This is a genomic window from Methanomassiliicoccales archaeon, from assembly GCA_035527755.1.
GTDB lineage: Archaea > Thermoplasmatota > Thermoplasmata > Methanomassiliicoccales > UBA472 > UBA472.
The window spans coordinates 1-13,284 of record DATKZX010000026.1 but is presented as its reverse complement, the minus strand read 5'-3'; the positions used below and the strand labels follow the sequence as shown (position 1 = coordinate 13,284).

At 53.9% G+C, this 13,284-nt stretch carries 12 protein-coding genes; 9 read left to right on the top strand and 3 right to left on the bottom strand.

The features are described 5' to 3' along the window. Positions 1-6: 6 nt before the first annotated feature. Positions 7-756, bottom strand: coding sequence for a phosphopantothenate/pantothenate synthetase (locus VMW85_08515; protein ID HUT28072.1), 750 nt, complete (start codon positions 754-756; stop codon positions 7-9). Between the two features lie 455 nt (positions 757-1,211). On the opposite strand from VMW85_08515, the gene VMW85_08510 reads away from it, so the two are divergent. Continuing rightward, positions 1,212-2,144: a transcription initiation factor IIB gene (locus VMW85_08510; protein HUT28071.1), complete on the top strand. Its 933-nt coding sequence runs from the start codon at positions 1,212-1,214 to the stop codon at positions 2,142-2,144. 66 nt (positions 2,145-2,210) lie between these two features. Beyond that, a complete protein-coding gene (locus VMW85_08505; protein ID HUT28070.1) occupies positions 2,211-3,134 on the top strand; it encodes a zinc ribbon domain-containing protein in 924 nt (307 codons plus the stop codon). Here the strand turns inward: VMW85_08505 and endA are convergent. Then, positions 3,131-4,174: a tRNA-intron lyase gene (endA, locus tag VMW85_08500; protein HUT28069.1), complete on the bottom strand. Its 1,044-nt coding sequence runs from the start codon at positions 4,172-4,174 to the stop codon at positions 3,131-3,133. The two genes, VMW85_08505 and endA, sit on opposite strands and share 4 nt — an antisense overlap. A 109-nt stretch (positions 4,175-4,283) precedes the next feature. Here endA and VMW85_08495 point away from each other — a divergent pair, with 109 nt between their 5' ends. From VMW85_08495 to VMW85_08465, 7 genes are all read left to right on the top strand, one after another. After that, positions 4,284-4,907, top strand: a complete 624-nt coding sequence (locus VMW85_08495) for a helix-turn-helix domain-containing protein (GenBank protein HUT28068.1) — start codon at positions 4,284-4,286, stop codon at positions 4,905-4,907. Further along, the gene (locus VMW85_08490) at positions 4,897-5,199 is read left to right on the top strand and encodes a hypothetical protein (GenBank protein HUT28067.1); all 303 of its coding nucleotides are present in this window, start codon (positions 4,897-4,899) and stop codon (positions 5,197-5,199) included. Before VMW85_08495 ends, VMW85_08490 begins: the two co-directional genes overlap by 11 nt. Positions 5,200-5,280: 81 nt before the next feature. Continuing rightward, positions 5,281-5,754: an Hsp20/alpha crystallin family protein gene (locus tag VMW85_08485; GenBank protein HUT28066.1), complete on the top strand. Its 474-nt coding sequence runs from the start codon at positions 5,281-5,283 to the stop codon at positions 5,752-5,754. Positions 5,755-5,785: 31 nt separating this feature from the next. Next, complete coding sequence (locus VMW85_08480; protein HUT28065.1) at positions 5,786-7,969, top strand: CDC48 family AAA ATPase; 2,184 nt, start codon at positions 5,786-5,788, stop codon at positions 7,967-7,969. A 4-nt stretch (positions 7,970-7,973) separates the two neighbouring features. Continuing rightward, on the top strand, positions 7,974-8,480 hold the full coding sequence (gene hsp20, locus VMW85_08475; protein HUT28064.1) for an archaeal heat shock protein Hsp20: 507 nt from the start codon (positions 7,974-7,976) through the stop codon (positions 8,478-8,480). 62 nt (positions 8,481-8,542) lie between these two features. Beyond that, positions 8,543-9,502, top strand: coding sequence for a transcriptional regulator (locus tag VMW85_08470; GenBank protein ID HUT28063.1), 960 nt, complete (start codon positions 8,543-8,545; stop codon positions 9,500-9,502). Next, positions 9,489-10,109: a hypothetical protein gene (locus VMW85_08465; GenBank protein ID HUT28062.1), complete on the top strand. Its 621-nt coding sequence runs from the start codon at positions 9,489-9,491 to the stop codon at positions 10,107-10,109. The genes VMW85_08470 and VMW85_08465 overlap by 14 nt, the downstream gene beginning before the upstream one ends. A 12-nt stretch (positions 10,110-10,121) precedes the next feature. Here VMW85_08465 and VMW85_08460 read toward each other — a convergent pair. After that, the coding region (locus VMW85_08460) for an FG-GAP repeat protein (GenBank protein HUT28061.1) at positions 10,122-13,284 on the bottom strand (3,163 nt) is incomplete at its 5' end.

Genomic DNA, 13,284 nt, shown 5'->3' with positions numbered 1-13,284 from the left:
CTCGTTTCAGTCGGAGCTTGGTTCCCGCAGATCATGACAGATACGGTCCAACACCGATGTCAGGTTCTTTCGGTTGTCGAAATTTTTCAACACCCGACCTGCTTCCTGCGGGTCCTTTCTCAGCTTACCTACCCAGGCAGAGATGTTGGGAAGGGCCCTGGTCAGTTCGTCCACCACGGCCACGGTGGCCGCTTGGCTGGTACGGGACAACGGGTTCAGGTCGATGGAGATTATTTTTTTCCCCACGCGGACCATGGCCTCGGCTCGGTCCCCGTCCTCCAGTGGGATAAGCACGACATCCGCTGCCATTAGACCGGCCCGGCAACACCTGGCTCGATCAGAGGCTATGCCTTCCAGGATACCGTCCTGTATCCGGCCCAGCACTTGCTCACCTGATCCTGCCTCAACAAAGGCGCAGACCTTCTCCATGCGTTCATCGCTGCGGTGGAAAAGGTTGACCTCCAACATTGCGTCTGAGATGCGGGACAGTTCACCCAGTTCTTTGACGGCCAGAGCAGCTGCGTTGCCGTTGACGGTGATTATCGGTCGTTCGGATAACACCAGAAGGGCAGCCGCGGCCATTTCCGCCGCCTCCGCCTCTGGGGTGGTCCTCTCTCCTAAAAGGTAATCGAACGCCTCCCCTCGGCCGTGGGCGATCAGCCCAGTAACTGAGACCACTCCCTCAGTCACCATCTCGGCCATCCTCTCCCTGGTGACCAATGATCGGTATCTGGGATGGTCCTCGGAGATGCGCATGTCAAGTAGAAAGCGTGCTCTGACATAAACTGTGCGGCCCTCTCACCCATAACGGAATTGGTCTTATCTGATAGGATTAAATACCCAAAGAAGCGAGGTTTTTGAGCAAAGAATATAAGCTTTGAGCTGTCTGATAAATATACGTTTGCGTAACCTTTATATATACATTTAATAATCCTGTTTCTCAACACCGGTTAAGAAGCGGTGAACATGGTGAACCATGCAGTTTCTTGGGAACGTACAGGAAGTGACCGTGGACGGCAAGCTAGTAGTTCGCGCAACCTTCACCCCAAAACCCCGCGACAGGGTCTGGGATAACCGTAAGAAATTGATTGGCCATATTATCAGGATCTTTGGGCCAGTGGATTCACCTTATGTGACCGTAGAACCGACCGGGGACACCAGTCTGCTTTCCGTAGCTGGAAGGCAGGTGTACATTGATGGGGTCGATGACCATGGTAAAACAAAAGGAAGGGGCAGAGGAGATAACCCGTTGCCCGGAATGCAACAGCGGACATCTAGTCAGGGACTATGAACGGGGCGAACTGATCTGCGAGGAATGCGGATTGGTCATAGATGACCAGTTCATAGACCTGGGTCCTGAGTGGAGGGCCTTTGATGTGGAGCAGGGAGAGAAGAGGGCCAGGACAGGCGCTCCCATGACCTACACCATTCATGACAAGGGATTGTCGACCGAGATCTCTTGGAAGAACAAGGACTCCTATGGTAAGAGCATCCCTACGAGGAATAGGGCACAGTTGTATCGTTTGAGAAAATGGCAGCGGCGCATCCGTGTCTCCAACGCTACGGAACGTAACCTGGCGTTCGCCCTCAGTGAGCTGGACCGTATGGCTTCGGCCATGGGACTGCCCCGCAACGTGCGCGAAACAGCGGCCATGGTATACCGTAAAGCGGTCAACAAGAACCTGATCCGTGGAAGGAGCATAGAAGGCGTCGTCGCAGCGTCGCTTTACGCCGCCTGTCGTCAGTGCAATGTTCCACGTACCCTGGACGAAGTAGCAAGCTCCAGCCGCGTCGGACGAAAGGAGATCGGCCGCACGTACAGGTTCATGACCAGGGAACTGAAGCTCAAGCTTATGCCAACCCGCCCCCAGGACTACGTACAGAGATTCTGCTCTGAACTGAAGCTTAGCGGGGAGGTGCAGGCCAAGGCCGCGGACATCCTGAAGGACGCTGCCAAGAAGGAGCTGACCTCCGGACGTGGACCTACCGGAGTGGCTGCGGCGGCCATTTACATCTCCAGTATCCTGTGCAACGAAAGGCGCACACAGAGAGAGGTAGCGGACATCGCCGGAGTGACCGAGGTCACCATTAGGAACCGCTATAAGGAACTGACGGACAAATTGGGCATAGAGATACAGCTCTGATCCGCAAACCTCTTATCTTCTTAACATTTTTACGAGAGCACAGTGTTCCCTATCGGGGTGTCTCGTATGAATGTCAAGAAGCCAATTCTGTTATTGCCGTCGGCGAGCGTGATCTTTGCCGGACTAATATTGATCATCTCCCCAGTGATGGCCGTTTTCGCGTTCAAGACCCTGGAGACGGTCACCGGCATCATGTTCATGCTGCTCTTCACAGTAGTGGGTGTCTGGGAGATATCCACGTTCCGATCCATCGCCGGAACCCGGATGGGAGAATGGTCGGGTATAATGAAGACCCTTATCGGGTCGATAGTGCTTCGTCTGATCATAATTTTCCTGACCGTGGACCTGTTGTTCATGCTCAATCTGGCCGCGCTCGGCCTGGAAGGATTGGCCGTATTACTGGTATACGTCAATAAAGTGTCCTTCATGCCGACCGCGGAGGAGGTGCAGTCGTCACTGAAACGATTTGCGAGAGTGTCGATGAAGACGGTCTCTCAATGCCCCAAGTGCTCAGCGGTCGTAGAGGCCGAATGGACCCTCTGTCCGGACTGCGGCACCCACCTGCCACGCTTTTGCGGCAAGTGCAACACCGAAGTAAAGGAGAGCGAGCTGGCCTGCTGCAAGTGCGGCACGGTCATGGAGCCGCCCGCCAGCCTGATTATCATGGTCGACACCTTTCGCAAGACCGCAGAGATGGAAGCTGCTCCTGAGACCCGCTCGGCGCGGTACGCCCGCCTAGGCGACGGCTTGCTGAAAGTTGGTCGCCTCGACGAGGCGGTGGAGGCTTTCCGCACTGCCATCCAATACACACAGTTCAACCGCAAACGCACCAACTTCATGGTCAAGATGGCCGTGGTCATGGCGAACAAGGGACGATTGCAGGAGGCAGACCAGCTTCTGGACGCCGCGATAAAATTGGACCCCGAGGACGTAGCTGGAGCTAAAAGGGTAATAGAGGAACTGAGGAAGCCCCAGACCTGCCCCGCCTAAGGTCGCACCCTGGTCAATTTGACGTAGCGGAGATACTCCCCGGAACTGGCGAACAAAATCTCCTTCTTCACCCCGTGGGCTAGCCTGACAGCCCTGGATATCTCGGCCCAGACCGTGGAATAATCATCCGGGACCACATGCACCAGGTATCGTGAGTGATGTTTGGAAGGATTCCCCTCATACACTCTGAAATGCGTACCGTATTTGAAACCGGTCTTGACCACCATTCCACGGGAGCGCAGGTCCTGGTATGCCCTCATGCGCATGGCGAAATCGGGCTGGGAGCGACGAGCGGTGCTTAGGAAACCTTTCTCCCCCATCTTTTGACCGGAACGTATGTTGCGGACCTCCAAACGACCTTTATCGATCAGATAGGCCGTCTCCAAAAGGGACAATTGAAGCATGGGGCCGATCTTCTTGCCGTAGTAACCGTTCTCGAAAAGACGGTCCGCCTCCTCCCCCAACACGATGACCGCATCGTCTATCAAGGAGCCTTCGGCCGAGGTCATGGCCTCCTCCGTTAGGCCGTGCGGTTCCGCACCTTCCACAGTATAGTAGGTGATGTCCCCCTCCTCATCCACTACCCCTAGTAGAAGGTCCTTGCGCGTTCGCTGCGAGGTCTCGCTCTTCTCCAACAGGGCGGCTATGTTGAATATGCTCCTCTCAGAGATGGCTAGCACCCAGTTCTTGGCCTGGGAGTTGTGAGGGTTGTCGCCGCGGGAATAGACACGAAAATCGAACTCGCCTTGGTCCAGCTTGACGATGAAACCCCTTTGCCTCAGGTCACGATAGACGATGTAATTGGGCTGCAGCCCTTCGACAGAGCGGGCCACTCGGCGATACAGCGAGGCGTGGTCCAGATCCTTGCCTCCAACCTCCACCTTGAGCTTGTCGCATTCCACCAGATACAAGGCCTCCAGCAGGTCTAGTTCCAGACCCCCTCCGGCACGAGGGTATCCGTAATAGCCCTTGTTGTAGATCTGGCTGCCTTCCGCCATGTCGGCGACGATCACGCTCTCGCCTACCAGCTCACCCACCATGCCACTTGAACGATGTTCCTTAGTTAAAGATTCCCGCCCAATCGGCAATTATATATACAATTTGTTCACAATTTATTGATGTAAACTTTTAGTTATGTAGTTGGTGACCATGGACGAGCTTGACATGTTGCTTTCGGTGATAGAGAACCCCACCCGCCGTCGGATACTGGAAGCATTGGTGCGAGAACCGCACTACCCTTTGCAGTTATCACGGGAACTGGGATTGAGCCAACAGGGAATAATGAAGCACTTAAGAATGCTGGAAGATTTGGACCTGGTGCGTTCGTTCTCTGAGGAGAGCGATCAGGGCGGCCCCTCCCGTCGAAGATACTTCCCTACCACCGGGTTCTCGATCGTTGTGGACATCGGACCAGGATTGTTCAATACCGAGACCACCACCCGGCCGATGGAAGTACCATCGATAGAAGGACCGGAGACACGGGGAAAGCGGAGACTGCTGGACCTCCGACAGGAACTTGTGACTATGGATCAAGAGCTGGGTGTGCTCAAGGAACGAAGGGCGCTGTTGATCACACAAAAGGAATCACTGCTTGAGGAGGTGGGTCACATTTTGGATATCGACTTCCATGATTACCTCAGCCGTAAGGTGGTGTACGAATACATACAGCACCCGGGGATAAAGATGAAGGACCTGGCCCGGGGATTGGGACTTCGAGACGATACTGTGGAACTGATACTGGCGAGTTTGGAGGTGAGCGAGGATGAGTACTGAGAAAAGCGAACTGGAGAAGTACATACATGAGATGAAGCGCATAGGATCGGACCTGGAGAAGGCCATGCGTAGCGCCGCGGGGGACATTGACCGTTTGGGCAGGGATGCAGTAAAAGAAGCGGCGGAGAATGCTAAGAAAGGAGGAGTGGAGGCGGAACGGGCATTGCGGCGTCTGGAGCAGGAGTTGAAGGAGGGCGGCCCCACCATCAAGAAGGAGATGGAAGAACTGCAACACCGCATGAACGATACCGTCGCCAAAATTGAACGGGAGATCAAGAAATATCTTAAGTAAAATTTATATAGAAGGGCTAACACTATTCTATATCACTAGGAGTAAACAACTCTTAGTTGATATGATGTATGGTGATGATTCATGATCGGTAAGAGAAAGGGATCTGTTGACCTGGTCCCCCAGAGCTGGAGCCCCGCCTCGATCTTCGAGGACGTGGAACATCTATTTTCAGATATGCGCTCCGGACTGGTGGTTCCTGGCTGGATATCGACAGCTGTTGAAGGGACAAGATTGCCGATGCTGGACATGAAGGAGGAATCGGACCGATTCCTTGTCCAGGCCGAACTTCCAGGCATGAGCAGAGAGGATGTCACCGTCGAGATGGACCGGGAGAACCTAAGAATAACTGCGTTCAAGGAGCAAGAACTGGAAGAGCAGAAGGAGGGTTACCTCCGCCGGGAGCGGGGTAGCATGCGTTTCTTCCGTCAGGTCCGCTTGCCGCAGAACGTTGACCGAGACGGCATCAAGGCCAAGCTGGAGAACGGTGTGCTTGAAATGTCCCTACCGAAGGTGCCTGTGGTCGAAGAGAAGAAAAACATGATCCAGGTGGAGTGAAAGCGCTTCACCTGAAAAAAAAGTGAATGAGATGAATTCATCAGATAAGGTATTGAAGGTCGCAGAGGCCAAGCCCAAGGATGCTGGGCGCGGTATTGCCAGGGTGGACCCTGCAGTGATGGAAGCACTTGGTTTCACCGCCGGTGATGTGGTGCAGATCGAAGGTAAGAATAAGACCGTGGCGTTGGTGTGGCCGGGGTACAATGAGGACACCAACCGTGGCGTCATTCGCATAGACGGCACGATACGAAGGAACGCCCAGGCGAGCATCGACGAGAAGGTCGCATTGCGCAAGGTGATGGTGAAGCAGGCACAGAAGATAACATTCGCTCCGACCGAGGAATTGCGGATAATGGGTGGAGAGGAATACCTGGGCCAAATGATGGAGGGCCGGGTGTTCTCGCGCGGCGACATCGTGGAGCTGAACGTCATGGGAAAGCGCATCGACCTGGTGGTCATGTCGCATTCTCCGGGAACCGAAGCGGTACTTCTGACCGCTGGAACGGAGATCAAGATCAACGAGAAACCTACTAAGGATGCGGCCTCGGGCATACCGAAGGTAACCTACGAGGACATTGGCGGCCTCGGCGACGAGGTGAAGAAGGTCCGGGAGATGATCGAGCTCCCGCTGAGACACCCCGAGCTTTTCGAGAGGTTGGGAGTAGAAGCCCCTAAGGGCGTGCTGCTTCACGGCCCCCCAGGAACAGGAAAGACCCTGTTGGCAAAGGCGGTCGCATGCGAGACTAGCGCTAATTTCGTCTCCATCGGTGGGCCGGAGATCATGAGCAAGTTCTATGGCGAGAGCGAGGAGCGTCTACGTGAGATATTCAAACAGGCGGAGGAGAACGCCCCCTCTATCATCTTCATTGACGAGATCGATTCCATCGCCCCCAAGCGGGACGAGGTTTCGGGGGAGATGGAACGCAGGATCGTAGCGCAGCTCTTAGCCCTGATGGATGGACTGCAGGCCCGCGGTAAGGTGGTCGTCATCGGCGCCACGAACCGCCCTAACGCCCTGGACCCTGCCCTGCGTCGTCCCGGACGGTTCGACAGGGAGATCGAGATCAACATCCCTAACCGCGGAGGTCGTCTGGACATAATGCAGATACATACCCGGGGAATGCCTCTGGCCGATGATGTGGACCTGGAACGTTTGGCCGACCTCACACATGGATACGCCGGCGCGGACCTGTCCGCCCTGTGCAAGGAGGCGGCCATGCACTCCCTGCGTCGCATCCTGCCGGACCTCGACCTGGAAGCGGATAGCATACCGGCTGAAGTGCTGAACCGGATAATCGTGCAAAAGGACGATTTCTTCACCGCCCTGCGGGAAATGTCTCCTTCCAGCTTACGCGAGGTGCTCATCGAATCCCCCAACCTGCACTGGGATGACATCGGCGGACTTGAGGACGTGAAGGCGGAGCTGAAGGAAGCGGTAGAGTGGCCGCTCAAGTACGCCGACCTATTCGAGCACATGAGCGCCGAACCTCCGAAAGGTGTGCTCCTGTTCGGTCCCCCGGGAACGGGCAAGACCATGCTGGCGAAGGCGGTGGCGACGGAGTCTGAGAGCAACTTCATCAGCATCAAGGGGCCGGAATTCCTGAGCAAATGGGTAGGTGAGAGCGAGAAGGCGGTGCGTGAGACGTTCCGGAAAGCGCGCCAGGCCGCACCTTGCATAATCTTCATGGACGAGCTTGACTCCATCGCGCCGACGCGAGGCGGAGATTCCGATTCCCATGTGACCGAAAGGGTCATCTCGCAATTGCTGACGGAGCTGGATGGATTGGAATCGTTGCACAATGTAGTGGTCATCGCCGCTACCAACCGTCCGGACATCATCGACCCAGCACTGCTGCGCCCGGGACGCTTCGACCGACTGATACAAGTGGGCACCCCCGACCTAGAGACCAGGAAGGCCATATTGGACGTCCACTTCAAGCGCAAGCCTTTGGCGGAGGATGTCGATCTGAAAGTGGTTGCTCAGAAGACCGACGGTTGTACCGGCGCGGACCTGGCGGCAATAGCCAATGAGGCGGTCATGACGGCCATACGTGAGGCGGTGGCCTCGGGAAAGGGCGATGACCCGGAGTTGATGAAAGAGACAGTGGTGAGCATGAAACACGTCATGGACGCGGCAGAGAAGCATCGCCCCATCTCCCTTCGGGAGTTGAACGATTTTCAAAAGATCGCCAATGATTTCGAATACGTGAGGTGATGAGATGACAATGCGGAGATACGGTGATGAATGGAACGGTCTGTTCAATTCGTTCGATGGTGAGTTCGAGGTCATGCGGGAGCAGATGGACCGCCTCATGGAATCGGCGCTGAACGGCATCGGGAGCCCGTTCATTTACGGTATCTCTATGAGGATGGGGGCAGACGGACACCCCATTGTCCAAAGGCTCGGCGATCTACCCCCGATCGAACACCATCCCTCAGACCCCGGTCAGCGTGAGCCTTTGATCGATATCATCGAGGAGGAGGCCCGGATCAAGGTGATCATTGAATTGCCCGGAGTTGACAAGGAGGACATAGACCTGCGTTCCGAGGGCCGTGATCTGAGCATTTCCGCGGATACGGAAATGAAGAAGTTCAGCAAGCGGATCGACCTTCCGTGCGATGTGATTTCGGACAGCGCGATCGCCGAATACAATAACGGAGTGTTGACCGTCGTGATCGATAAAATACCGCGGGCCGACCAGGGCCAGAGGATAACCATTAATTGAAAATCTGGCCTGGTTCTTTTTCTTAACAAACGTTATATAGAAGTTATAGCGAATTACATCCCGTGCAGCGAGAGGATCTCATTAGGTCCGTAAGGGAGCTGTTGCTCCGTTCTGGATTCAAAGCGTCCATGCCGATAAAGCTGAGGAGCATCAGCTTTGACATTGTGGCTCGCCGGGACCAGAACCTGTTGCTGATAAAGATTCTAACCAACATCGATGCCTTCTCAAAGGATAACGCCGAGGAACTGAAGGTCTTGGCAGAGGCCTTGGGCGGATCGATCGTACTGGTGGGCGAACGTTCCGGATCGGGCGATCTGGAGCAGGGCATAGTCTATTCTCGTTTCGACATACCTATAATCGCCTTCGCAACGCTGAAGGACCTGCTTGTGGACGATGAGCCGCCATTCATATTTGCCGCACCGGGCGGACTATACGTACGTCTGGACAGCGAGCTATTGCACCGCGTTCGCGAAGAGCGAAGCCTCAGCCTGGGAACACTGGCCGAGGTTGCTGGGGTCTCTCGTCGTACCATACAGATGTACGAGACCGGGATGGGAGCGATGATCGACGCCGCTTTGCGCTTGGAAGAGTACCTGGGCAAAGTGATCGTGGTTCCGGTGGACCCCCTCGGCTATAAGCCCCCGGCCCAGGAGAGCAAGGCCCTAGACATGGAAAAGTGTGATGACTTCAGCAAGAACATCTACACCATGCTAATGCAGTTGGGGCTACTGGTCAAGCCAACCGTAAAGTGTCCGTTCGAAGCGCTCACCGTCGACAGGGACCTCCTGATCCTTACTGGACTGGGCAAGGACGAGTCGCGTTTGGCGGACAAGGCGAGGATGGTGTCAGACCTGTCAAACATCACCGGCAAGGAATCGGTTATATTCATCGAGCGGTTACGCACCCGGCATAGCATCGAGGGCACGGCGCTCATAGGACGTGACGAATTGAAGAAGATCCATGAATCAGAGCGCCTGCGCAAGATGGTCAATGTCCGGAGCGAAGTGGATGCAAGAGATTAAGGTAAACGGTTCCCTGGTCAGGGTATTACCGGTCATCAAAGGATTGGTGAGCGAGGGGGAGAAGGTCCGCGCAGCGATTCTTGAGCTGCGACCGTCCGCAGTGGCAATATCTATCTCCACAGAGGAGCTGGAAGGTCTACGCACCTATCAAGGTGAAGAGATCGAGCTCAGCGAACTGGAAGAAGCATACCGAGCTGGTCTGGAGGAGTTCGGCGAAGTGCAGCTACCTCCGCCCTGTTACCTGGAGGCGCTAAAGGTCTGTGATGAACTTGGCACCCCCTTGATCCCCATCGACATGAACGAGGACATGTTCTCCGATCGGTATTGCGAGCTCATCGGCGGTATGGAGCTGGTCAAGGAGTCGTTCTTCACGCACCGCCTGGCGAAGAAAAGGTTCGATATGGAGAGCGCTGAATCCTTCGTTCTGGATTATGATCGTAAGGTTAACGGGGGCAGGGGCATTATTAAATTAAATGAAGAGCGGGAGGACCATATGACAAGGGTGGTTATCGACGTGACATCCCGTTCCAGGTTGGTCTTGGTCATTGTTGAGTTGGAAAGAAGTGCCGGCTTATTAGCTAAAATGAATGAGATTGAAAGGGTTTGAGCCTACCATCCTTTAAATGGCGAACGTGGCTGCATCCATGGAGTTCACACTATCACTTAGGTCGTCAACCAGATAGGACTGCCAACCAAAGGATGTGGTGTACCCTTCGTAATTGGCCCACATTATGATCCGACCGTCCAAGGTCCCGAAGATCAGGTCGCACCTACGATTGCCATCCACGTCCGTTGCTAACATAACGGTAATCGGCGATGTCGGCTCCATGAAATTCATGCTTAGCAATGTGCTGTAAGTTGTCCTATCGGTCAGATCGATGGCATAGACATCGTTCGAATCCGCGAACATAATATCCAGGTACTGGTCTTCGTAGGGATTGAAGAAGCTTCCAGCAACAACCGTCCATGAATCTATGGTGAGCGGCCCGTTCACTGCGGATTGGTAGTACATTTCGTGGTTATCGGACCTGAAGATTCCGCTTGTCGTGACCAATACACCATCATGCACCTCCGTGAAGACGCTGTTATAGAGCACCCATATCTGTCCGGTTCTCTCTTTTTTATTCAAGTGGTAGGTGCCTACCACTATGTCGGTGCTACCGTCCCCATCTACATCCGCTAGATCGAAGGACTGAATGACGTCGCCAATGTCTGTAGTGGTGGCTAAAGTCTCGATGTACATTTGTGACACTTTGATTCCGTTCAGGTCAGGGTCGTTATTTATGACATCGTTGGTATCGATCACCCGTACATACACCGCCCCACTGACAGCCTCTGGCAGAGATATGGTCTTTGGTGCCCCGAAGTTAATGCTGTTGATGGTGACCAGATCTAACCAGGTGCTCATATCTGTGGAATATTGGAACACGAAGGTGTCTCCATCCGTGGACACCTCGTTCATGGCAGCGAAGACTGAGAATATCTGGTCCGTCCCGGGCGTGACCTGGAACCTCCATATATGCTCTAGACCGTCACCTACCACCCAACTCGTGTTGATCTTCCAGGAATAGAACTCGACAGTATCGGCTTCGGAATCGCCCGTGTTGACAAACCTGACCCTCAGGTTTGGTAGGTCTACTGCAGTGGGGAAATATGAGGTGAGGTCCCATTCACTGATGTTGTAGGCACCGTTTGTATTCTCGATGGTCATCATGGGCATCCATACAAGATTTACCGAATCGTACCATTCGATCCTGTCACCAGCATCGTAACCATTCGTGGTGTAATTCACTACAAACTTGACGTTCAACGTAGCGAACGTTTCACTTACACCGGTCTGGTCCCAATCGAGAACGGCTGCAACATCATCATACCCTACCGTATAGGGCTGATCGTCACTATCATCCAGATCGGTCACGGCGTCTGGCACTGTATCAATTGATTCATCCGTATGTTCCGGATAGATGGAAAGACTGGTTATCGTCTCCTCCTCTGTTATTAATTCGTATAGCTGCGGATCAGGCGCCCCATGTGTGTTCAGATACGAGTAGAAATTGACCGGATACGAGCTCACAGTACCGTTGATCGTCTCCTCCGATATTGCATAATCTGATAATTGGGCTGAGGCCCCAGATAGCTGGATCATGTCGTCGACATCGTAACTGCCGATCAGGTCCGTATTTCGGTATATACGGAACTCTCCCCCGTTGGCCACCACGATGTCCATTGACCTCTCAGGGTCGTTCCCTTCGGTATCGGGCGGGTCCATATCACCCAATTGGAGACCTTCGATACCGGCCATACCATTGTCGATCATCCTTCGGGTCCACATCCCATCGTTCCTGTACAGCCAGAGCTGTCCGTTGTATGTCATGACGACGTCTAGGTCGTCATCTTGATCGACGTTCCCTATTTCTAGATTGAAGTCTAGAGGTCCCTCCCCGGTGGTGGGGAAGAGATCGATGATGATGATGCTTTGTAGCCACCCACCGTTGGGCTGGCTGATGAAGGCGTATACGTTGGTGATGCCTTTGGCACCGTAAACGGAGTCGTAGATGACCGCGATGGCATCTCCCCTCCCGTCGCCATTCATGTCGCCCGAGCGTACCAATTTTGCCTCTGGGCTATAATCGATCTTGCTCGCGGTGGATACCAGAACGGTTGGGGGGCCCCATGAATTGTCATTACTATAGTATAGCAGGGAGATGAGCCCGGACCAGGCTGAATTGGATGATGACGAAGGCAGGCTGCCTACCACCAGGTCCAATTTGGTCTTGGGAGAATCGACATGTATGACCTCGTTCAATAGATGGGTCTCTCCTGTGGTCTTGAACACATCGAATCGCAGGACGTATGAATTCTCACCGGGAATCCATGGATAAGCTTCGGTGGCATTCTGCAAATTTATTACGAAGCGGTATGTGCCTGGTGCCTTCTCAGCTGGAACTGGTAGAACCTGCCACAGGTTGCTTACCGGACCGTTCCAGGTACTGGCTATCGATGTGAGGCTTGATGTGGTTTGGAATGGTGACGCCACCGTCCTCTTTAACTGCGCATTCCAATAGAAGTCCCGTATCTCCACGTTACCAGAGTCCAAAATGTATGGATTGCTGAGATCGGTCTGCACCTCAACGTAGATCTTGTTGTTGGTGGGGGAATACGTGCTGAATTCGGTGGTTGCGTTGGTGAAACTACTATCATTATAAGTAAATAGCTTTGGATACCCAGGGGTCTCCGAGTCGGTCATGGCGACGAATATCTCGCTGGATATCCTCAATGAGTGCCCTGTTGGTTGGTAACTATCGGTGATGACTGCCGATACGGAATAATAGCTTGATATGTCGGGTAATTCGCTCGTGTGTATCGTGACGTTATAAATATAATACCCAGCGACATGTCCATAATAATCGAAATCGTTACCTGAGACCGAGGATACGCTCGCCAACACCTGCTTATTGATCGGATTCAGTACCTGGAAGGTGTTCTCCTTTTCGGTGTTGACCACCAATTTACTGATCATTACCACCACGGCGTCCTCGGCAGTCCGAACGAACTCCTTCTGCTGGGTCGCGGCTAATCCCTTTTCATCCCACTCGCTCCACTCGAATATGGCAAACCCTTGAAGACCGCTGAGATCGAAGTTGCCGAAGCCATCACCATTGGTGTAATTGTTGTCATTGGAATCGCCTGACGGGTTCACCCTAATGGTCATCAAGGCGGTTCTATATAGACCGGTCTCGTCGGTGGCATTAATCTGGATGGTCTTTTTGTTCCAACTGTAA